This window comes from Rhodococcus sp. 14-2470-1b (genome assembly GCF_002259415.1).
In the GTDB taxonomy this organism is placed as follows: domain Bacteria; phylum Actinomycetota; class Actinomycetes; order Mycobacteriales; family Mycobacteriaceae; genus Rhodococcoides.
Map to the genome: position 1 here is coordinate 39915 of NZ_NPFY01000006.1, position 20585 is coordinate 60499.

27 protein-coding genes and 1 tRNA gene are annotated in these 20585 nt (G+C 63.9%); 10 read left to right on the forward strand and 18 right to left on the reverse strand.

What is annotated here, in order from left to right; genetic code table 11:
* Positions 1 to 2 precede the first annotated feature (2 nt).
* Positions 3 to 431 (forward strand): SRPBCC family protein, encoded by a 429-nt coding sequence (locus tag CH293_RS03385; protein WP_037110647.1) that lies wholly within the window; start codon positions 3 to 5, stop codon positions 429 to 431.
* Here the strand turns inward: CH293_RS03385 and rsmI are convergent.
* On the reverse strand, positions 408 to 1256 hold the full coding sequence (gene rsmI, locus CH293_RS03390) for a 16S rRNA (cytidine(1402)-2'-O)-methyltransferase (RefSeq protein ID WP_094719378.1): 849 nt from the start codon (positions 1254 to 1256) through the stop codon (positions 408 to 410). The two genes, CH293_RS03385 and rsmI, sit on opposite strands and share 24 nt — an antisense overlap.
* Before the next feature lie 36 nt (positions 1257 to 1292).
* On the opposite strand from rsmI, the gene CH293_RS03395 reads away from it, so the two are divergent.
* Positions 1293 to 2834 carry a dolichyl-phosphate-mannose--protein mannosyltransferase gene (locus CH293_RS03395; RefSeq protein WP_094719379.1) on the forward strand — a complete coding sequence of 514 codons (1542 nt, stop codon included), beginning with the start codon at positions 1293 to 1295 and terminating at the stop codon, positions 2832 to 2834.
* Here the strand turns inward: CH293_RS03395 and CH293_RS03400 are convergent.
* The 4 genes from CH293_RS03400 to CH293_RS03415 form a co-directional block, all read right to left on the reverse strand.
* A complete protein-coding gene (locus CH293_RS03400; RefSeq protein WP_241483797.1) occupies positions 2831 to 4453 on the reverse strand; it encodes a BCCT family transporter in 1623 nt (540 codons plus the stop codon). The genes CH293_RS03395 and CH293_RS03400 overlap by 4 nt on opposite strands.
* A 78-nt stretch (positions 4454 to 4531) precedes the next feature.
* Positions 4532 to 4963, reverse strand: coding sequence for a DoxX family protein (locus CH293_RS03405; protein WP_037110644.1), 432 nt, complete (start codon positions 4961 to 4963; stop codon positions 4532 to 4534).
* Between the two features lie 62 nt (positions 4964 to 5025).
* On the reverse strand, positions 5026 to 5379 hold the full coding sequence (locus CH293_RS03410) for a GntR family transcriptional regulator (protein ID WP_037110643.1): 354 nt from the start codon (positions 5377 to 5379) through the stop codon (positions 5026 to 5028).
* A 29-nt stretch (positions 5380 to 5408) separates the two neighbouring features.
* Positions 5409 to 6074: an NAD(P)-binding oxidoreductase gene (locus tag CH293_RS03415; protein ID WP_037110642.1), complete on the reverse strand. Its 666-nt coding sequence runs from the start codon at positions 6072 to 6074 to the stop codon at positions 5409 to 5411.
* 54 nt (positions 6075 to 6128) lie between these two features.
* Here CH293_RS03415 and arsC point away from each other — a divergent pair, with 54 nt between their 5' ends.
* On the forward strand, positions 6129 to 6476 hold the full coding sequence (arsC, locus tag CH293_RS03420; protein ID WP_369597555.1) for an arsenate reductase (glutaredoxin): 348 nt from the start codon (positions 6129 to 6131) through the stop codon (positions 6474 to 6476).
* 19 nt (positions 6477 to 6495) lie between these two features.
* Positions 6496 to 6954, forward strand: coding sequence for a redox-sensitive transcriptional activator SoxR (soxR, locus tag CH293_RS03425; RefSeq protein ID WP_026347689.1), 459 nt, complete (start codon positions 6496 to 6498; stop codon positions 6952 to 6954).
* Here the strand turns inward: soxR and CH293_RS03430 are convergent.
* On the reverse strand, positions 6949 to 7788 hold the full coding sequence (locus CH293_RS03430) for an SDR family oxidoreductase (RefSeq protein ID WP_037110640.1): 840 nt from the start codon (positions 7786 to 7788) through the stop codon (positions 6949 to 6951). The genes soxR and CH293_RS03430 overlap by 6 nt on opposite strands.
* Before the next feature lie 98 nt (positions 7789 to 7886).
* Here CH293_RS03430 and CH293_RS03435 point away from each other — a divergent pair, with 98 nt between their 5' ends.
* Entirely contained in the window at positions 7887 to 8486 is a 600-nt protein-coding gene (locus CH293_RS03435; protein WP_037110775.1) for a sulfite oxidase-like oxidoreductase, read from the forward strand.
* On the forward strand, positions 8483 to 9187 hold the full coding sequence (locus CH293_RS03440; protein ID WP_094719381.1) for a ferredoxin reductase: 705 nt from the start codon (positions 8483 to 8485) through the stop codon (positions 9185 to 9187). Before CH293_RS03435 ends, CH293_RS03440 begins: the two co-directional genes overlap by 4 nt.
* Here CH293_RS03440 and CH293_RS28110 read toward each other — a convergent pair.
* The 9 genes from CH293_RS28110 to CH293_RS03480 all read right to left on the reverse strand — a co-directional run bounded on the left by CH293_RS28110 (position 9184) and on the right by CH293_RS03480 (position 15816).
* Entirely contained in the window at positions 9184 to 9357 is a 174-nt protein-coding gene (locus tag CH293_RS28110; RefSeq protein ID WP_020111410.1) for a hypothetical protein, read from the reverse strand. The genes CH293_RS03440 and CH293_RS28110 overlap by 4 nt on opposite strands.
* A gap of 43 nt (positions 9358 to 9400) precedes the next feature.
* Positions 9401 to 10078 (reverse strand): ScbR family autoregulator-binding transcription factor, encoded by a 678-nt coding sequence (locus CH293_RS03445; RefSeq protein WP_026347686.1) that lies wholly within the window; start codon positions 10076 to 10078, stop codon positions 9401 to 9403.
* Positions 10079 to 10272: 194 nt separating this feature from the next.
* The gene (locus CH293_RS03450) at positions 10273 to 10695 is read right to left on the reverse strand and encodes an effector binding domain-containing protein (protein WP_094719382.1); all 423 of its coding nucleotides are present in this window, start codon (positions 10693 to 10695) and stop codon (positions 10273 to 10275) included.
* 8 nt (positions 10696 to 10703) lie between these two features.
* The gene (locus tag CH293_RS03455) at positions 10704 to 11159 is read right to left on the reverse strand and encodes a GyrI-like domain-containing protein (RefSeq protein WP_094719383.1); all 456 of its coding nucleotides are present in this window, start codon (positions 11157 to 11159) and stop codon (positions 10704 to 10706) included.
* Between the two features lie 587 nt (positions 11160 to 11746).
* Positions 11747 to 11822 (reverse strand) — tRNA-Ala (locus CH293_RS03460).
* Between the two features lie 52 nt (positions 11823 to 11874).
* Complete coding sequence (glpR, locus tag CH293_RS03465) at positions 11875 to 12708, reverse strand: gephyrin-like molybdotransferase receptor GlpR (RefSeq protein WP_094719384.1); 834 nt, start codon at positions 12706 to 12708, stop codon at positions 11875 to 11877.
* A 150-nt stretch (positions 12709 to 12858) separates the two neighbouring features.
* The gene (locus CH293_RS03470) at positions 12859 to 13506 is read right to left on the reverse strand and encodes a GNAT family N-acetyltransferase (protein ID WP_037110635.1); all 648 of its coding nucleotides are present in this window, start codon (positions 13504 to 13506) and stop codon (positions 12859 to 12861) included.
* Positions 13507 to 13580: 74 nt separating this feature from the next.
* Entirely contained in the window at positions 13581 to 14840 is a 1260-nt protein-coding gene (glp, locus tag CH293_RS03475) for a gephyrin-like molybdotransferase Glp (protein ID WP_037110634.1), read from the reverse strand.
* 34 nt (positions 14841 to 14874) lie between these two features.
* Positions 14875 to 15816 carry a UTP--glucose-1-phosphate uridylyltransferase gene (locus tag CH293_RS03480; protein ID WP_037110633.1) on the reverse strand — a complete coding sequence of 314 codons (942 nt, stop codon included), beginning with the start codon at positions 15814 to 15816 and terminating at the stop codon, positions 14875 to 14877.
* 81 nt (positions 15817 to 15897) lie between these two features.
* On the opposite strand from CH293_RS03480, the gene CH293_RS03485 reads away from it, so the two are divergent.
* The 3 genes from CH293_RS03485 to CH293_RS03495 all read left to right on the forward strand — a co-directional run bounded on the left by CH293_RS03485 (position 15898) and on the right by CH293_RS03495 (position 17709).
* Positions 15898 to 16494, forward strand: a complete 597-nt coding sequence (locus CH293_RS03485) for a 5-formyltetrahydrofolate cyclo-ligase (RefSeq protein ID WP_052059295.1) — start codon at positions 15898 to 15900, stop codon at positions 16492 to 16494.
* 90 nt (positions 16495 to 16584) lie between these two features.
* Positions 16585 to 16914: an FmdB family zinc ribbon protein gene (locus CH293_RS03490; RefSeq protein WP_019664510.1), complete on the forward strand. Its 330-nt coding sequence runs from the start codon at positions 16585 to 16587 to the stop codon at positions 16912 to 16914.
* Positions 16915 to 16995: 81 nt separating this feature from the next.
* Positions 16996 to 17709 carry an SAF domain-containing protein gene (locus CH293_RS03495; protein WP_094719385.1) on the forward strand — a complete coding sequence of 238 codons (714 nt, stop codon included), beginning with the start codon at positions 16996 to 16998 and terminating at the stop codon, positions 17707 to 17709.
* A 7-nt stretch (positions 17710 to 17716) separates the two neighbouring features.
* Here the strand turns inward: CH293_RS03495 and CH293_RS03500 are convergent, their stop codons facing one another.
* From CH293_RS03500 to CH293_RS03510, 3 genes are all read right to left on the reverse strand, one after another.
* A complete protein-coding gene (locus CH293_RS03500) occupies positions 17717 to 18241 on the reverse strand; it encodes a hypothetical protein (protein WP_020111418.1) in 525 nt (174 codons plus the stop codon).
* 135 nt (positions 18242 to 18376) lie between these two features.
* A complete protein-coding gene (locus CH293_RS03505) occupies positions 18377 to 19105 on the reverse strand; it encodes an MspA family porin (protein ID WP_094719386.1) in 729 nt (242 codons plus the stop codon).
* Between the two features lie 43 nt (positions 19106 to 19148).
* Positions 19149 to 19817, reverse strand: coding sequence for an MspA family porin (locus CH293_RS03510; protein WP_020111420.1), 669 nt, complete (start codon positions 19815 to 19817; stop codon positions 19149 to 19151).
* A gap of 274 nt (positions 19818 to 20091) precedes the next feature.
* Between CH293_RS03510 and mscL the strand changes: the two genes are divergently transcribed.
* Positions 20092 to 20571 (forward strand): large conductance mechanosensitive channel protein MscL, encoded by a 480-nt coding sequence (mscL, locus tag CH293_RS03515; RefSeq protein WP_020111421.1) that lies wholly within the window; start codon positions 20092 to 20094, stop codon positions 20569 to 20571.
* Positions 20572 to 20585: the final 14 nt, after the last annotated feature.

A 20585-nucleotide genomic window follows, 5' to 3' on the forward strand; every position in this document is an offset into this window, starting at 1 on the left:
TCATGGCAGTCACAGCAGATACAGAGGTCGACATCGCAGCCGAGCCGGCAGCGGTGTTGGACGTACTCATGGACGTCGAAGGGCTGCCCGCGTGGTCGCCTGTCCACAAGAAGATCGAGATCATCGACCGATTCGACGACGGCAAGCCGCATCACGTGAAGATGTCGGTATCGATTCTCGGGATCAACGACGAGCAGACCGTCGAATACACGTGGGCGGAGGACAAAGTCGTCTGGGACCTCGTCGAGGGTTCGCAGCAGAAGTCCCAGCACGGCGAGTACACCCTCACGCCGACCGACAAGGGAACGCACGTGACGTTCTCGCTGACGGTCGACCCGAAGATGCCGATCCCCGGTTTCCTCGTCAAGAAGGGCACCAAGACCATCCTCGCGGCCGCCACCGAAGGGCTACGTCAGCAAGTCGTCGGCTGAGCTTCTCGCAGCCAAGACCGCCTCGTAGAGATCCCGTTTGGACACGCCGTCGACTGCCAGTTGGGCACATGCGTCCTTCAACCGCATGCCCGACGCCACCAGCTCCTCGACGTCGTCGATGAGGTCTTCCGGTTCCGACGCCACGGCGACGGCTCCGGCGAGCACGACGGTGATTTCTCCGCGTACGCCGTCGGCGGCCCAGTCGGCGAGTTCGCCGAGGGTGCCTCTCTTGACCTCTTCGTAGGTCTTGGTGAGCTCTCTGCAGACCGCGGCGCGGCGATCGGGGCCGAGTACCGCGACGGCGTCGGCGAGGCAGTCGGAGAGGCGATGAGGGGCCTCGAAGAAGACGCAGGCGCGCGATTCGGCGGCCAGGGTTTCGAAGAATCGGCGTCGGCCGCCTTGTTTGCGCGGGGGGAAACCGTCGAAGCAGAAGCGTTCGACGGGCAGTCCGGAGAGCGCCAGGGCGGTCGTGACGGCGGACGGGCCGGGTAGGCACGTCACCGGTAGGTCGGCGTCGACGCATGCGGCGACGAGTCGGTAGCCGGGATCGCTCACCGACGGCATTCCGGCGTCGGTGACGAGCAGGACGGACTTGCCGTCGCGGACAGCGTCGACCAGTCCGGGAAGCCGGGACGTTTCCACCTGGTCGTAGAAGCTGACGATCTTGCCGGTGATGGCGACCCCGAGCCCCGAGGCCAGTTGTTTCGTCCGGCGGGTGTCTTCGGCTGCGACGACGTCGGCCGTGGCCAAGGCGTCGCGGAGTCGCTGGGACGCGTCACCCAGATCGCCCATCGGTGTTGCGGCAAGGATCAGCATGGCGCCCATTCTTCTCCACCGGGCCTCGCCCCCTACGATCGGTGTGTGGCCCTACGCGAGTCGACCGAGCGATACGTAGTCAGTCCGGGGCCGAGTACACCCGCTGCCGACTACTACCGCGACACCGATCGTCGGCGGGGCTGGATCGTCACGCTGGTGATCACTGCGCTCGCGGCCGTCACGCGGTTCGCGATGCTGCGCTACCCCACCGATGCCGGTACTCCGGTGTTCGACGAGAAGCATTACGCGCCGCAGGGCTGGCAGGTGTTCACCGGTGGTGGGATCGAGGACAACCCCGGGTACGGATTGGTGGTTCATCCTCCGGTCGGAAAGCAGTTGATCGCCGTCGGCGAGGCGCTCTTCGGCTACAACGGGTGGGGCTGGCGGTTCTCCGCGGCGGTTGCGGGAACTCTACTGGTACTGATCGTGATTCGGATCGTGCGGCGTCTTGCTCGCTCGACTCTGGTCGGTGCGATCGCCGGCATTCTGCTGACCGTCGACGGTGTCACGTTCGTCTCGTCGCGCATCGGGATGTTGGACATCTTTCTGGCGTTCTTCGTCACGGCCGCGATGGGATGTCTGGTCGTCGACCGAGACGACGTTCGACGACGCATGGCGAAGGTCCGGGCGGAGGGTCGCATCGCCGCCAGCGTGTACGGCCCGCGAATGGGGGTGCGCTGGTGGAGATTCGGCGCGGGCATCCTGTTGGGTCTGGCGTGCGGAACCAAGTGGTCCGGGATCTACTTCATCGTGTTCTTCGGGTTGTTGTCGGTCGCGTTCGACCTCGCGGCACGGCGTGCGAGCGGGGTGCAGCGGCCGTGGGTCGGCACGGCAGTGCGCGACATCGGTCCTGCGCTCTACGCGCTGGTGGTGATCCCGCTGATCGTGTATCTGTGCACCTACGCAGGGTGGTTCGCCAGCGAGACCAGCGTGAACCGGCATGCCGTCGGCAACCAGATCGGCACGGACGGGCCGTTCTCGTTCGTGCCCGCTGCGCTGCGCTCGCTGTGGTACTACAGCGGAAACGTGCTCACGTTCCACTCGGGTCTGACGAACTCCGCGGGCAACGTCCACCCGTGGGAGTCGAAGCCGTGGACGTGGCCGATGGGTCTGCGGCCGATGCTGTACTACTTCGCCGAGGGCGACACCGTGCAGGGATGCTCGGCGAGCTCGTGCGTCAAGGCGATCATGCTCATCGGCACCCCGGCCATGTGGTGGCTCGCCGTACCGATGCTGCTGTGGTGCCTGTGGATGATGCTGGTCCGTCGGGACTGGCGATTCGCCGTCGTGCTGACCGGCTACGGCGCGGCGTATCTGCCGTGGTTCGCCACGCTGGATCGACAGATGTACTACTTCTACGCTGTCGCGCTCGCGCCGTTCATGGTCATGGGATTCGCACTGATTCTGGGGCAGATCATCGGCCGGGCGCGCGCGTCGGCGGAGCGGCGTGGCACGGGGCTGATGCTCGTGTGTCTCTACGTGGCACTCGTCGTGGCGAACTTCATCTGGTTGTGGCCGATCCTGACGGGAATGCCCATCACTCCTGATCTGTGGCAGCAGCAGCTCTGGTTGCCGTCCTGGCGTTAGGCCCCTTTCCCCGCACGTGAGCCGAAACGTAAGCCTGGAGCGGAGCCGGCGGAGCGACCCGGAGTCCGAGTTCCACTCACAAGGGGGTCGCGGGAGAGGTCGCGGTAGAGCGAGACGCACAGCCCGATCATCACGAGCACGAACGGCGCGGCGGCGATGATCGTCATGGTCTGCAAACCGTTCAATGCGTCGGCACCTCCGGTCCACAGCATCAGCGCGGCGATCCCGCCGGTCAGCACGCCCCAGAACACGACGATCCATCTGCTCGGTTCCTGACTTCCGCGTTGGCTCAGCGTGCCCATCACCATCGATGCGGCGTCGGCTCCGGAGACGAAGAAGATGGCCACGAGCACCATCACCAGCACACTCGAAATCCCGGCGACGGGCAGGTTTTCGAGCATTCCGAACAATTGGGACTCGCTGCTGTCCCGGCCGGCGAGATCGATTCCGTTCTGTTGTTCGGCGATCCCGGCGCCACCGAAGATCGAGAACCAGACCAGGCTGACCGTGCTGGGAACGAGGATCACGCCGATGACGAACTCACGGACGGTACGGCCGCGGCTGATTCGTGCGAGGAACATACCGACGAACGGCGTCCAGGACACCCACCACGCCCAGTAGAAGATGGTCCACGACGACAGCCAGGTGGCGGTCTCGCCGCCGTCGCCGGCCGCTGCGGACCGAGCCGACATGTGCACGAGCTGGCTGGCGTAGTCACCGATGGTCGTCGGAATCAGATTGAGGATCAGCACGGTCGGTCCGAGGACGAAGACGAAGACCGCGAGAACCAACGCCAGCACCATGTTGATGTTGGACAGCCACTGGATGCCTTTCGCGACGCCAGAGACAGCCGAGGCGACGAATGCGAGCGTCAACAGTGCCACGATCGCGACGAGCAACAGCGTGCCCGCCTCCCCCAGCCAGCCGAGAACCTGGAATCCCGAGCCGATCTGAAGTGCGCCGAGGCCGAGCGACGCTGCAGTGCCGAACATGGTGGCGAAGATCGCGAGGATGTCGATGACCTTGCCGATGGGGCCCTCCGCGCGGCGCCCGAGCAAGGGGATGAACGCCGAACTGATCAGCTGCTTGCGGCCGCGTCGATACGTCCCGTAGGCCACGGCGAGGCCGACCACCGCGTAGATGGACCACGGATGCAGGCTCCAGTGGAACATCGTCGTGGCCATCGCAGCCCCGACGGTGCCGTCCGATCCCGGTGGCGGAGAGACGAAGTGAGAGAGGGGTTCTGCGACGCCGAAGAACATCAATCCGATCCCCATGCCGGCGCTGAACATCATGGCGATCCAGCTGACGGTCTTGAATTCCGGCTTCTCGCCGTCTTGTCCGAGCGGGATCTTGCCGAACTTGCTGACTGCGAGGTAGATCGAGAACACGACGAACCCCGAGGCCGCGATGATGAACAGCCACCCGATGTTGGTCACCAGCCAGCTCAGGATGGAGGACGTCGTGGATTCGAGCGAGTCGGCGGCGAGCAGACCCCACACCAGAATGGCGGCGGTTATCGCCGCGGTGGTACCGAACACCAGGTAGTCCGTCCGCGGTGGGTGCGGTGTCGAGCCGGAAACGACGGAACCCTGGGACCGCTCGGTATTCGTTGCCATAGGTGAAGTGAAGCACTAACACCGTGGTGGCGTGGCGAATTTCCGAGTAGGTCCCAGGGTTCGGGTCGAGCACAGGGGTCAGGCGCGCGATTTCGCGAAGCTCGTCCGGCCGCCGGTTGCGGCGTCGAGGCTGAAGCGTCCTGCACCGACCGCAGCGATCAACAGGGAGGCGACGCCGAGTGCGACGACGAGCTCGTAGCCACCTTCGGCGACGAACACACCCAGGTCGTAGTGCACGAACAGGAATGCGCCGAGCATGTCGAGGAACAGCAGGATGCCGATGATCGGGGTGAAGATGCCGACTACCAGCGCCACGCCGCCGATCAGTTCGACGAAGGTGGCGAAGTACGCGGAGACTGCGGGCAACGGCACGCCCATACCTTCGAAGCCGGCCTTGGTTGCGTCGAGGCCGTTGGTGTTGAGCTTCTGCCACCCGTGGGCAATGAACACGATGCCCAGGCCAATTCGGGCAACGAGAGTTGCGATGTCGCGGAAGATGGTCGAGTTCATGTCAGATCCTTCGGGCACGGCAAATGGGAACGGGCCTACCCTGGCACAGTTATGTTGAAGCGTCAACTTAGTGCTGTGTCGACATGGCTCCGAATCCTGTCGTCGGACAGACCGAGGGCACGCAGCTCGGTCACGTATCTGCGCGCGGCGCGCGCCGCATTGTCCTCGGTGGGGTCACCACCGGAGGCTATGAACGTCCCCAGACGCCCGCGAGCGGATATGACGCCTTGCGCCTCGAGTTCCTTGTACGCCTTCGCAACGGTGTGCGGAGCGATGGACAGTTCCTCGGCCAGACCGCGCACCGTCGGAATCTTGGTCTCCGCGACCAGTTCCCCGCTGCGTACCAGATCGAGAATCCCCGACCTGACCTGCTCGAACAACGGAGTCCCGGACGCAGGGTCGACGTGGATGCGCATGCTGGACTTTCTATCACGCACCCACGCGACTAGGCCGCGGAGACAGCGTCCTCCACGGTGGTATCGCCCGACGTCAACATCAGGGTCTTGCCTGCGGCGGCCGGAGCTTCGATCAGCGCTGCGATGACGGCAGCGACGTCAGCGCGCGGAACCGTCCCACGCTCCAGCGGCGGCGCCGTCAATGTGACGTGGCCGGTCGGCTCGTCGTCCGTCAATCCACCGGGACGCACAATGGTCCAGTCCAACTTCTGCCTGGACTTCAGGTCTTCCTCGGCCGCCGTTTTCGCAGCGATGTACGCCTTCCAGGTGTCTTCGGCGTCGTCCGCAACCGGTTCACCCGCTCCGAACGAGCTGATCTGCACGAACCGAGCAACACCCGCCTTCTCTGCCGCGTCGGCCAGCAACACCGACGCCGCCCTGTCGACGGTGTCCTTGCGCTCTACGCCGCCGGACGGGCCGGCGCCCGCTGCGAAGACCACGGCATCGGCGTCGTGCAGCAGGGCAGCGACGTCGTCCACCGATGCGCTTTCGAGGTCCACGACCTCGGGAAGTGCGCCCAACGCCGTTACGGCGTCGACATGATGGGGATTTCGAATCAATGCCACCGCTCGATCGCCCTGTGCCGTGAGAACCTGAATCAGGTGCTGCGCGATCTTGCCGTGTCCGCCTGCGATCACTACTCGTCGATCAGTCATTGCACTCGACTACCCGACCGACTCGGACCACAAACAGTGGCACTATCTATGTCCATGACTTCGTCTGCGACCATCTACCACAATCCCCGATGCAACACCTCGCGCACCGTATTGAAGGCCATCCAGGAAGCGGGGATCGAGCCGACCGTCGTGAAGTACCTCGAGACTCCGCCCACCAAGGACGGCCTGCGCAAGATTCTCGACGACGCGGGCCTGACGGCCTCCCAGGCGATCCGTCGAAAAGAGGCGCTCTACAAGGAACTCGGTTTGAAGGATGCATCCGAGGAGGCTCTCGTTGCAGCAATGGTCGAACACCCCATCCTCATCGAACGTCCGATCGTCGTGACGGACAAGGGCACTGTGCTCGCTCGGCCTGCCGACAAGGTGCGCGAGGTTCTGTAAGCGCAAGTAATGTCGAGGTATGCCGATGCCCGACTGGAAAGTACGTGAACTGAGCCCAGGCCAACTGTCCGAGCGCAGCGGAGTTGCGGTGTCGGCCTTGCACTTCTACGAAAAGCAGGGTCTCATCACCAGCCGACGCACGTCGGGAAACCAACGCCGCTACCACCGCGACACTCTGCGGCGCGTTGCGTTCATCCGCATCTCGCAGAAGGTCGGCATTCCATTGTCACGCATTCGCGACGCGTTGGCCGACCTCCCGGAGGAGCGGACACCCACCAAACGCGACTGGGCCAAGCTCTCGGGCCACTGGCATGCCGACCTGGACCGCCGCATCGAGCAACTCGTCAGGCTCCGAGACGATCTGACGGGCTGCATCGGGTGCGGCTGCCTGTCGCTCTCCAGTTGCGCGCTCGCCAATCCGGGCGACGAGTTGGCAGGTAGTGGACCGGGCGCACGTCGTCTGGACGTCGACCTATGACTTCTTCAGCAATTTCCCGAACTGGTCGTTGGCCTTCTGCAGCACGAACTCGTAGGGCGGCGCGAACTTTCGAGCCCACCAGTACCCGAAGCGAATGTCGTTGGACGAGTAGACCAGATAGCGGTTCTTGACGATTCCCGTGATGATCGCGTCCGCCACCACATCGGGTTCGACGGCGCGTTTCTCGAATCGATGCTGCAGCTTCTGCACTCGCGGATCCTCGCGGTCGACGCCCGCGATCTCCACGGTGTTCACCAGGCCGGTCTTGACCCCGCCCGGTACGACGAGGCTGACGCCGATGCCGTGCCGCTTGAGGTCGTAGCGCAGGACTTCCGAGGCTCCGCGCAATCCGTATTTGCTGGCGCTGTAGGCGGCATGCCACGGCAGTGGAATGAGACCGGCCGCGGACGAGACGTTGACCAGATGACCACCGCGGCCTGCCTTCACCATCGCGGGAAGAAAGTTCTCCATGACGTGGATCGGGCCCATGAGGTTGACGTCGATCATCGACTTCCAGTGCCTATGCTCGAGGTTCTCCACCGTTCCCCACGCCGAGATCCCTGCGACGTTCATGACGATGTCGAGGCTGTCGACGGACTCGTGCACTGTGGACGCGAACGACGTCACGGCCTCGTAGTCCGAGACGTCGAAGGCCTCGTACATCTCGACCGACGAGCCGACCGCCGCGACGGTCTCCTTCAATCCCACCTCGTTGATATCGGTGAGGTACAGCGCTGCGCCCGCTTTGGACGCGGCGATGGCCGTGGCACGCCCGATTCCGCTGCCCGCCCCCGTGACGAGCGTCTTCTTTCCGCGCAGATCCTTGATGGTCATCGTGTGTCTCGTCCCCCACGAACTCGAAGAATGTGTCCTTCGCACCCTACGCGCCCGCCCGGTTGTCGCTGGTGGTGTCGACGGAGGAGACTGGTCCGATGGCAATAGTGTCGAGGGGATTCGTCGGCAAGAACAGAGGCGACTCGTCCCGTATCCCGCCCGGCCAGTACCGAACCGACGATTTCCCGGTTCTGTCCGTCGGGCCTACCCCTCGCGTTCGTACCGAGGGTTGGGAGTTCACGGTCGTCACCGAGCGCGGCGAGAAGCATCGTTGGACGTGGAACGAGATGCGCGCTCTGCCCGCGGAGAAGCCGACGGTGGACATCCACTGCGTCACCAAGTGGTCCAAGTTGGACACTCGGTGGCGCGGGGTGTCACTGGACACGGTGTTGGACGGGATAGAGACCACCGCAACCCACGTGATGGCCCATGGGCGTGACGGGTACACCACCAACCTGCCGCTGAGCGAGTTGCGCAACGGAAAGGCTTGGCTCGCATACGAATACGACGGCACACCGCTGCACCCCGAGCACGGTGGGCCGGCGCGCCTGCTCGTTCCGGGCCTGTACTTCTGGAAATCGGCCAAGTGGATCGAGAAGCTGACCTTGCTCATGCGCGACGAGCCCGGGTTCTGGGAACGCAACGGGTACCACGACTACGGCGATCCGTGGCAGGAGCAGAGGTATCAGGGAGATTGAAATGGCTGATTGCAACACTCGTCGCGAAGATCAGGGAAACCTCGACCGCCGAGACCCTCGTCTTCGACATTCCGGACTGGCCGGGCCACCTGCCGGGGCAGCACGTCGACGTGCGCCTCACCGCCGAGGACGGTTACTCGGCGCAGCGTAGTTACTCGATAGCAACTCCTACGGACGGCAAAACCGTCGCGCTCACCGTTCAGAACGTCGACGACGGCGAGGTGTCGCCGTATCTCACCGGGGTCCTCGAGGTCGGCGAGCAGGTCGAAATGCGCGGACCGATCGGCGGATGGTTCGTCTGGAACGAATCCGACCCTTCCCCGGTGTTGCTCCTGGCAGGCGGCTCCGGCGTCGTTCTTCTGATGTCGATGCTTCGCGCCCGCAGGACGGCGGTACGCAAGACTCCCTTCCGCCTCGTCTATTCGGTACGCACACCCGCGGAGGTCATGTACGCGTCCGAGCTTCGCTCGATGCCAGGCGGGATCGACGTCGCATACCGCTTCACCAGGGAGGCACCCGACGGGTACCGAGGCCGCGTCGGCAGACTGACGTCGGACGATCTCGTCGCCGACGGATGGCCCGCCGAGTTCGCGCCGTCGTGCTTCGTGTGTGGACCGACAGGCTTCGTCGAGGCAGCAGCAGACCTGCTGGTGCAGGACGGCCACCTACCGCCACGCATCAAAACCGAACGATTCGGCTAGAGGCGCTTCGACATTTCCTCACGGTAATCGGCGACGGTCGATTCGATGCGCGTCGCATCGTCCTCGTCTCCGCGATGGCGGGCGTCGTCGGCCCTGCTCTGCAGCGTCTTGATTGCTTTGCGGAGCTCGGCGTCGGACATTCGATGCTCGGTCAGTGCTGTGTGGTTCATGTCACACAGTGTCCGCCTGGTTCCGAGACTCCGCAAGCAGGCGTCAGACGTGGACGGACTCGTTCACCAGCTCGGAGGCAGGAACGAAACTGGACAGGCTGCGGGCCGCGAATTCGCGGAAGTATCCGAGCTTGTTCGGCGGCACCAGAGACGGCAGAACGGTGTTCCACACCTTCTCCATCCTCGACGGCGCGGTTTCCAACGTCGACTGAGCCTCGGACACCATCAACACGCCGGCGAGCATCTCGCACACGAGAAGGGCTGCGTTGGACGAATCCAGATGGTCGGCCACGTCCCCGTGCTCGATCGCACGGTCGAAGAGGTGCTCGAAGATGTTGCCCCAGGTGCCGAACACACTGCCGCGTGCCGTCTCGGAACCGTCGATCTCCATCTGCAGGCGGTACATCACGCGGACCAGCGGATCCGACGCGGCGAGTTCGAGGACGGAGTAGGAGATGCCGATGACCGACTCGAGTGCGGGCGACCGCGAATCCACGAGGCCGGCACATGCGGTGGAGACGCGCTCATGGCCCTCGTCGACGATGGCGCGAGCGAGCTCTTCCTTGGACGCGAAATGGAAATACAGAGCGCCTTTGGTCACTCCGGACTTCGCCGACACCTGGCTCAGTGTGGCATTTGCGTGTCCGACCTCGAGAAAAAGATCTGCGGCCGCCCGCAATGCTGCTGCACGCGTGGCTTCTGCCCTCAGTTGCCTAACCATGAACTACTCACCCCTGCTCAGTTGCCTACTCATGACACCGACGCCGCCCTGCTGAGACCGCTCGAGGAATGCTCCGAACCCGTGTTTTCGAATTCGCCGACCCACCCGACAGTCCGGTTGCGCAGGACAATACTAACCTCACATGTATCACTATTGTGATCCACGAGTGACGAATAAGTGACGCGTTGGACGAATCAGATAACTATCGAAATATAAAGTTCCACTTCGCCGGTTTTTGTAACGACTTCGATGTCTTCTTTGTATGCCCGGAATAGCTCGCCATTAGCTGTGGCGTCCTCGACCTGGGCCCACACGTCCTCGATGGGGTCTTGAATTACCCCATCGGGGACGAATACCGCATACACCCCACTGGGTACGGATACGAATACGTCACCCACCGGAACGTCCGACGGAGAATCGAACGGCGTTGCGACGACCGCGTTGTAATCACCGGCCGCGTCCGGGACGTACACGGTGCTGATGTCGACAGGCCCCAAGTGCTGATCGCGAATTCGTTCGCGCAGGAACCGGAACAGCTCGCTGGTGCTGGCCTCTGCGCCCGGGGTGATCCTGGGCGCGACGAGGCCGCCGAACAGCTCCGCGCTACGTGCGGTCACTCGATGACTCACGCCCGCGTCCCCGACTGCTCGATCGACAGATAGAGGTCGATCTTGTAGGCGTGCGGATAACACTCGTAATCGGCGGTGAACGTACGCGTGATCTCGTGCTGCTCTTCCGCGTGCTCGATCTGCTGCCACAACCGGACCATCACATCCGGGAAATGGCCGACGGACGAGAACTTGGCGTATTTGGCGGCCGGGATACGCGCGACCAGATGCCCCCGCGTGACCTCGGAGAGTGCCGAACAGCGGTAACCGACGATCTGGGTGTTGTACGAGCCGATGCCCGGTGCGAAATCGGTGTAGACGGAGGCAAGTGGGCCACCGATGTCCTGCTTCAGAACGGAGGACCACGCCTGATCGAGAGCAGGGTCGTTCAGCCGCCCCAGCGCACGCTTGGGGCTGCGAACCGGAAGACCGGCAACCCAGGTTTCTTCGAGGTCGACGATCTCGAAAGCCATACACCACTCCACTACCTCGGGGTCGCGGCGAACAAGCCCGCGACCGGGGTGACGCTTCCCCAGTAGACGTCGACCATCGATACTGATTGAAACATTTTCCGGCCAAAGCCTACCGGTTCGATCTCCCCGCCATCACGACGGACTGTGCCCACAGACCAGTAATTCATCACGATCGGATGGCCCCGCCGAGACCAGTTGCTTGTGATACCTCTCAAAAACAGACTGCAGTGGGATGATTTCTTCCGTAACCGTGGACGTGACCGAATTGAATCCTGTATCAATACTTCTTGTCGGTGTCAGTGCCGACGACGTTCGCGAACAACACCCCTTCAGTACAAGGAGCTCACCGCATGGATCTCGCAGCATTCATCTCCAGCCTTCTCTCCACCGGCAGCACCACGGGAAGCTCCGCATCGGACATCCCGATCATCGACCTGCTGGGCGCTGGTTCCTCCAACTGATCCCAGACGCACCGAACAAATGAGGCTCGGCCCGGATAACCGGGCCGAGCCTCATCTTGTTCGTACGAGCATTTCTGGTGGAGCTGAATTCTTGGTGGAGCTGAATTCTTGGTGGAGCTGGATTCTTGGTGGAGCTGAGGGGAATCGAACCCCTGACCTTCTCGATGCGAACGAGACGCGCTACCAACTGCGCCACAGCCCCTTCTTGCGATCCTCGCGAACCGCTGAGCAACCATATCAAAGGCGCGCAGGCGTCATGCTCCCGAGGCGCGTCGGATGTCGTCGTCCATCGAACCTTGCTGCTGGAACGGCTCGTCGTAATGGTCCAGGTGGTCGAATTCCGGGTCCTCGTCGTCGATTTCGAGGACCACGGCACCCGGTCGCCTCAGACGCTGCGGGACCAGTTTGAGCTCGTCGTCCGTACGAGACTCGACACCGAGCCTGGAGCGGCCCATGCGAGTCATGCGTCGGCGACGGATCTCCTGCTCGATCTGCACCTGACGGCGGAGGTAGTAGAGGTACCCCACCAACGACAGCACCGCCAGACCGCACGCCCACCACAGCATCGGAGTGAGGATCACGGCTAGCGCGCCGGTGGTGATGGCCGCGAAGACCAGTCCCAGCACTGCGCGCTGGCGGAACGAGTAGCGGGCGGCACGGGCGATGGCGTCGGCCTCGGGATCGAATCCGCCGCGCCCCCGGCGGTTGGGAACGTAGTCCCGCTCGTCGGCGACGTCCGTGTCGTTCATGTCGTCCATATCGGGATCTGCGTGAGTGTCCATACGGTCCTCCGCCTGGGTGTTCGGGTGTTCGCGACCGGATGGGTCGGTGTGCTCGGAGCGCCGTCCGAAGACGACGCTCGCCGGAGCGGATACGCGCTCGTCGTATTCGGGCCGCCAGTCCGGGTCGCTGGCGTGGCCGGCTGCGGGCCCTCGTGCCGTCCGCTTGGTGCCGCCGCGATGGAGTACGCGGGTGGCCAAGGCGACGTCGGATGTCTGCATGATCCGAGGACGCTTGCTCGTCATCATCGGGAGCAGAACGAACACCCAGATGGCGACCAGACCGATCCAGATGATCGAGTTGGGCATCGCGCGCGTTCTCCTTCCGAGGCAGATCCGGTTACATCGGTGACTGGATCAGGCTATGCGGAAGAGGTGCCCTAACCGCGGAGACGCGCCGACCCGAATTACACACACGTCACTTTAGTCACACGAGCCTCGAGCCGTCAGCGGAGATGCTCACGCCCAGGCTGCTCGGCCTGCCCGTACCAATCGATCCGCGACGGTCCCCTGTACCTCGTGGGACGTCATGGCCACCAGAACGTGGTCGCGCCACCGTCCGTCGACGTCGAGGTAGTTCTTCAGCAGTCCCTCTTCGCGGAACCCGACGTTGCGCAGCACGGCCTGGCTCGCGTGGTTCTCCGGCCGCACCGTCGCTTCGACTCGGTGCAGGCCGACGGGGCCGAAGCAATGGTCCAGGCCCAGCGCCAGCGCCGCCGTTGCGACGCCGTGGCCGTTGACTTCCTTGGCGACCCAGTATCCGATCCACGCCGATCGGAGCGCCCCGCGGACGATGTTGCCGACGGTGAGCTGGCCACAGAAGTCGCCGTTCAGCTCGATCGCCATCGGCAGCATGTGGCCCTTGCGGGCCTCCGACTTCAGACCCGACACGAGGCCTGGCCAAGCAGAAATGTGATGGCGTGCAACCCATGCACCTTCACCTGTGGGCTCCCACGGCTCGAGGTGTGCACGATCGGCGATCCTCGTCCGGCTCCAGGATGCACCGTCACGCAGGCGCACCGGGCGGAGCGTCACCGTTCCGGCCGACACCGTCAGAGGACCCAACTTCGCCGGCCACCCAGGGTGGCTCGACCACGTGCGTGACATTTTTCGATATTAGGCGCCCTGAGTATGTGAGTGGAAATGCGTCCCCCAGGACGCATTTCCACTCGAATGAAGCGCTATCCCCTCTGCGCCAGGAAGGACACGTCGACCTCTTCACCGGTCCGAATTTCGGTGACGTCGGGGTCGATGACGACCAGACAGTTGGCCTCGGCGAGCGTCGCCAGGAGGTGAGACGACGCGCCCGGCGCTCCCCCGAGTGCCTGGACCAGATATTCACCGGTTTCCTCGTCGCGCATCAGCTGGCCGCGCAGGAATCCCTTGCGATCCTCGATGGACGTGATGGGCGCGACGGTGCGTGCGGTGACGGTGCGGCGCATCGGCTGCCTGCGTCCCAGCGCAATGCGAATGAGCGGCCGGACCATCACCTCGAAGACCACGAGCGCGCTGACGGGGTTCGCGGGCAGCAGGAAGGTCGGGACCTCGTCGCGTCCGAGCTGGCCGAAGCCTTGGACCGATCCGGGGTGCATGGCGACACGTTCGACTTCCAGATCGCCCAGTTCGGACAGCGCTTCGCGTACCGAGTCCGATGCACCGCCACCGACCGCACCCGCGATGACCACGATCTCCGAGCGGATGAGCTGACCTTCCACCACTTCGCGCAGTCGCTTCGGGTCGGTGCTGACGATTCCGACGCGGTTGACGTCGGCGCCTGCGTCGCGGGCCGCGGCGGCCAGTGAATAGGAGTTGACGTCGTAGACCTGCCCTGGGCCCGGCGTCCGATCGGTGTCGACGAGTTCGCCACCCACCGAGATCACGGACAGCCTCGGGCGCGGGTGTACCAGCACCTTGTCTCGCCCGACGGCGGCAAGCAGGCCCACCTGAGCAGCTCCGATGATGGTTCCGGACCGGACGGCGACGTCGCCGGGTTGTACGTCGTCGCCGATCTTGCGGACGTAGTCGCCCGAGCGCACCGGTCGATAGACCTTCACCCGTGCGTGTCCACCGTCGGTGCGGTCGAGCGGCAACACCGCGTCGGCGAGCGTCGGTAGCGGTGCACCGGTGTCGACGCGCACGGCCTGCCGTGGCTGCAATCGGATCGGTTGACGCGACCCTGCGCTCACCTCACCGACGACGGGCAAGGTGAGTTCGATCCGCTCGTCGTCCTCGTTGCGCAGGTCGGTACCGGCCTGTGCGACGTCGACGCTGCGGACGGCGTATCCGTCGATGGCCGCCTGGTCGAAGCCGGGCAGGGGGCGCTCGGTGACGACTTCTTCCGCGCAGAGCAGGCCCTGCGCTTCCGAGATCGCGACCCGAACAGGCCGCGGTGCAACTGCCGCAGCAGTCACTCGGGTCTGCTGATCCTCAACCGAGCGCATCTGGCCCTTCCTCCGATTTTCACACTTCGCGGGCCTACTCGTACTTCGTGAGCTGCGGCGCCCAGTCGTCACTCAGACGCTCGGTCAGCCACTCACGCAACGCCGGACCGTAATCATCACGTTCGAGAGCAAAGTCAACCGCAGCGCGGAGGTATCCTCCGGGATTTCCGAGGTCGTGTCGGGGTCCGCGGTGGACGACGACGTGGACCGGGTGGCCTTCTTCGATGAGGAGTGCGATGGCGTCGGTGAGCTGAAGTTCGCCGCCCGCGCCGGGCTCGATGCGTCGGAGCGCGTCGAAGATCGCACGGTCGAGCAGGTAGCGGCCCGCCGCGGCGAACAGCGACGGGGCGTCTTCGCGCTTGGGCTTCTCCACCATGCCGGTGACCTTGAGCACGTTCGGGTTGACGGCGTCGGGAACCGTCTCGACCTCGAAGACGCCGTAGGCGGAGACGTTCTCTTCCGGGACCTCGAATGCGCACAGGACGGAACCGCCGCGCTTGGCACGGACGCGCGACATGACGTCGAGAACACCGCGAGGAAGCACCAGGTCGTCGGGAAGCAGCACGGCCACGGCGCTTTCGTCGTCGTCGAGCACTTCCTCGGCGCACGCGACGGCGTGGCCGAGTCCGAGCGGCTCCTTCTGTACGACCGACTGGACGTCGAGCAGCGCGGGCGCCACCCGGACCTTCTCGAGCATCTTCAGCTTGCCGCTGGCTTCGAGCTTGGTCTCCAGGACGAGGTCCTCGACGAAGTGTGCGACGACACCGTCCTTACCGGGCGATGTGACGATCACCAGACGCTGTGCGCCGGAATCGGCGGCCTCACCGGCGACCAATTCGATCCCCGGCGTATCGACGACGGGCAGCAATTCTTTCGGGACCGTTTTGGTGGCAGGCAGGAATCGGGTTCCCATTCCTGCGGCGGGAACGATCGCAGTTCTGAAATGCCGTACCGGACCTGTCGACGCGTCTGTCATATTGCCTACCCTATCCATGCTCGCTGCGGATTCGCTCCGCGTGTGATGGCTGTTTTCCGTTGGTGCTTAAGCTGAAAACTTATGACGAACGGTGAGTTTTCGACGCCTGTGTCCAAGGACGCGTGGCGACGTCATGTCCTGACCGCTCGTCGCGCTCTCAGCGCCGAACTTCACGCCGAGGAATCCAGGAAACTCTGTCATGCCGCGGCTGATTCGGCGCGGGGAGCGAGTGCTGTGGCTGCTTACGTGCCGGTCGGGAGCGAACCTGGTTCACTCGACCTGCTCGACGGACTTCTTCATCGAACCCCCCAGGTTCTGGTCCCGGTCGCGAGGGAACCGGGGCCGTTGCACTGGGCAGAATACACAGGTCGGGGCAGCCTTCGGGCGGCTCCCTACGGATTGCTCGAACCGAGCGGTCCGGTGTTGGACCCGGAGTCCGTGACACGGTGTTCGTTGGTGTTCGTGCCCGCTCTGGCCGTCGATTACCGGGGAGTTCGGCTGGGCCGCGGTGCCGGGTTCTACGACAGGACGCTCGACCTCGTCGAACCAGGCGTTCCGATCGTCGCGATCGTGCGTGACGGGGAACTGGTGGAGAAGTTGCCCGAGGAACCGCATGATCGACGGTCCACGCACGCGCTGACACCGGACGGTGGCCTGGTGGAACTCACTGGGGAATAGTCGGCCGAATGGCTTCGTTGGCAGTCATGACTGTAGAGTGCCAATGCTCTCTCTTTCACCGATGGAGTGGACCAGCGCGGAGGATCATCGATGCCCACATATTCGTACGCCTGCACCGAATGCGACAACCGATTCGACATCGTGCAGTCCTTCAGTGACGACTCCCTGACGGTGTGCCCGGCCTGCTCGGGCAAGCTGCGCAAACTGTTCAACTCGGTCGGCATCGTGTTCAAGGGCAGCGGATTCTACCGAACCGACAGCCGCGGCGGATCCAGCTCGGTGAGCGAGAGCGCAGGCGAATCCAAGAGCGACTCGTCGACCAAGACGGAGACCAAGACGTCGTCGACCAGCGATTCTTCATCCTCCAGCTCCAGCACGTCCACGTCGAGCACGCCGTCGAAGGCTGCTGCCAGCTCCTAGTTTTTCCAGTTGTCCACAGGCTCCGGCTTCATCCACAGCCGGGGCCTGTTTTCGTCGGTGTAAGGGTCCGCGGTCGCTAGCGTGACCGACATGCCGCCTTCCCGTGATCGCCGCCGGTCTTCCGGACGACCCCCGTCGAAACTCGCTGCGTCCTCTCGTCTCGACGCCACCCTGCTCGATCGCCTGTCGGCTCGGCCGGCCTGGATGCACGCTGTCCTCCTGCGCCGCATCGCGGCGGGTGTTCTCGCGGTGTGCGCCGTGGCACTGTTCGCGCGGGACGCGGCGGCCGACGATCATGTCGTCGTGGTCGTCGCGGCGCGTGATCTGACTCCTGGAGTCCAGTTGACGGTCGGCGACGTGGAACTTCGCGAGTACGCGCCGTCGTCCGTTCCGGACGGCGCGATCACCGATGTCGACGACGCGTCGGCGCGCACTCTGGCCGGCCCGATCCGTGCCGGTGAGCCGCTCACCGACGTGCGCTTGTTGTCGTCGCGACTGGCGGAGGCAATCACCGACACGGCCGATGCCCGAGTGGTCCCCGTTCGGCTGGGCGATCCTGGTGTGACCGAATTACTTCGCTCCGGAGACGTCGTCGACGTTCTGACGGTCGGCAACGGTGACGACGACAAGTCGCCTCGCATTCTGGCGACGGAGGCCGTAGTCGTTCTCGTGTCGGCCGACACCGCCCAGCAGCGCGGCCGTGATCGTGTGGTGCTGATCGCCATGTCAGCGAACGATGCAACGACCGTTGCCGGAGCCTCGTTGACCAGCTCGCTCACGGTGACGTTGCGCTAGGGCCCGCTCAGCTGCTGGCGGCAAGCCCCGGGTCGGTCTTCGCGGGAGGCTTCACTTCTTCGTCGTGGATCGGGGCCTGCTGGGGCTCCAACTTGCCGACGAACGTGGCGTGGTCGGTGAACACGAGTGCGCCGATCGTGTCGGTGAAGACGACGCGGACCCCGTAGACGTCGGCGCCGTCGGCGGCCTCGTAGGTCTCGATGAAGACGTCACTGTGCAACGCGTCGTCGGCGCGCATGGGCCGGTGCTCCACGACGCGCTGGTCCGAGAGGTGGAGCACGTAGGAGTCGAAGTCGGCGAAGACGTTTCGCATGACATTGAGGGCTGCGGACGTTCCGAGGTTCCGGTACGCCTCGTCCCGGTGGGCGTAATCCCCCACGTCGGCTCGCGTCGGGAACAGCCAGAGCAGCGCAGACTGATCATCCAGCGCGATACTCGGATCGTGGAACCGCGACAGCCGGTGCCGCTTGCCGATCTGAGCGTCGATCCAGTCACGTGACGGTGCAGCATCCCCTGCTCTGTGACGACCCATAACCGGGATCCTATCGTGCGAGGTCGCCTTGCACTAACTCTGTTAAAAATCACAAGTACTTTGCTTACTGACGGGTAAAACACCTCTGGCGGTGACGCGAAATGCGTCACCGCCAGAAGCCGAAAATGCGACGAATCAGCCGATGCTGAAGGGCTGTCCCCACAGCGTCACGGTGGACGTCACTGCGTCGTTGTCGATGGTGACGTTGACGTAGGACCGCGCCTCAGCGAATCCTGCACAGCCCGAGACACTGAGGGTCTCGTCGGCGTACGTGTAACCGCCGCCGTTGCCGGAGAAGTCGAAGCTGTTGGACGTGTCCGTGGCAACGGTGACGCCGTCGATCTTGGCGCTTGTCTCGTCAGCGACCAGTTTGATGTCGTTGAGCTGACCGGGAGCCAGGTCCAGGTTGACGCCTGCGCCGATGTCGTACGTGTTCGGCTGCGTGCGGTTGATCTCGAGTGAACTCAGGGGTTTACCCGGCTCGAGCTTGATCGTGTTGCCCTGGCCGAAGGATCCTTCGACGCCGCCGCTGATGCCGGCCGCGAAGTCCACCTGGCATCCGACGAGGAAGCCCGGTTCGATGGAACCGCCACCGGGGTTGGAGGTTTCGACGGTGTAGTTGCCGGTGACCCACACGTTGCGCTGGGTCGGGGTAGCACCCATGGACGGCGATATCAGGCCGCTCTGGCCGAATCCCTTGATGGTCACGACGGTTCCGTCGATGAGCGTCTTCGAGATCTCGTTGTCCGCGAGCGGCACGAAGGTGTCTGCGTTGGCTGCGCCGGCCGACCAGAAGCCGAGTGCGACGGCTCCTGCTGCGCCCAGGGCCGCGATGCGTGCGGCTGCGCTCTTGTTGTTCTTCACGTTGGTCTATTCCCCTCGTAAGTTCTGCGAAGTCGTTCGAGCGTCAGCCGAGGCTGAACGGCTGGCCGTAGAGCGTGCCCTTGTATCGGTAATCGCCGGTCAGCTCGAGCGTGGTGTACGAGCGAGCCTGGGCGTACCCACCGCAGTTCTGCACGGAGATCGCGACGTCCTGGTACTGAATCGCCGTGACGGGGCCCTTGACGTCCTTCGAGGCGACCTCGACCGCAGCAACTTCGCGATCCTTCAGCGGAACCTCGAACGACAGACCGCCCTCGATCTTGTTGGTGGTCTCGCCCTCGCCACCGATCTGGAACAGATTGGGGAACAGCGTGATGATGTTGGTGTTGCCGCCTTCGATGCCTGCACCGAGGTCGAAACCGAGGTTGAGGTCTTCCATGTCCAACTGGCACCCGACGAGATATCCGGTCTTGAGGGTGCCTTCTGCACCCTCGGGGACCTCCGACAGCGCAGTGCCGGTGGCCCATGCGTTCCGGTTCAGCCCGTTGAAGGCGATCTGCGGAGCAACCTTGGCGGACTCGTCGAAGTGGGCGATCTTGTAGGGCCCTGCCACCTTTTCGCCGTTAGGGAGGGGCACGAAGGTTTCGGCATTGGCCACCCCGGTGGACATCAGTCCGACGGCCATCGATGCGGCTGCACCGAGCGCCGCGATTCGGCCGATTCGGCGCAGCGCCGTGAAACGAGACTTGTTCATAATTCCCCTCGTTGAAGCAACACATCGAGTCGTTTCGCAGGCTCCACTCCTGCCGAATCCGACCGCCTCGACTTACATCACCGAGACTCATTCCTGGGGAAGGATACGGGATGAAATGCCCGTAGTCATTAACAACTTCGAATGATTTTTGTGTGTAACCCTCACATACGCGCACTTTCAATCACTTGCGACGTCCGACAGATCCGCATCTCGTTCGACTAACGTCTTGCCCCAGTACACAATGCGCACGTCCGATCGAAAATGAGGAGGGCTCATGCTCAAGGGATTCAAGGACTTCCTGCTCCGAGGAAACGTCGTGGACCTCGCCGTGGCGGTTGTCGTCGGCGCTGCGTTCACTGCGATCGTCACGGCATTCACCACCAACATCGTCAATCCCCTCGTGGCCGCCATCGGCGGTTCCAACGAGTACGGCTGGGGATTCCAAATCACATCCAGCGCCGAGACTTTCATCAATGTCGGCGCAGTGGTGACCGCAGTCATCAACTTCATCATCATCGCGGCTGTCGTCTACTTCGTCCTCATCTTGCCTGTGAACACGGCCAAGAAGCGGTTCGTCAGCCAGCCCGAGAAGGAGCTGAGCGACGTCGACGTTCTCGTCCAGATCCGCGACATCCTCGCCGGCGGCACCGACGTCGGCCGTAAGCTCTCGACCCCCGCGGACACCACCGGCGGCAGCGGCGAAGCCATCGGCGACACCGACGAGCCAAGCGGTGGGGCACACAGCAAGTCCTGAAAAGCGAGAGGAAT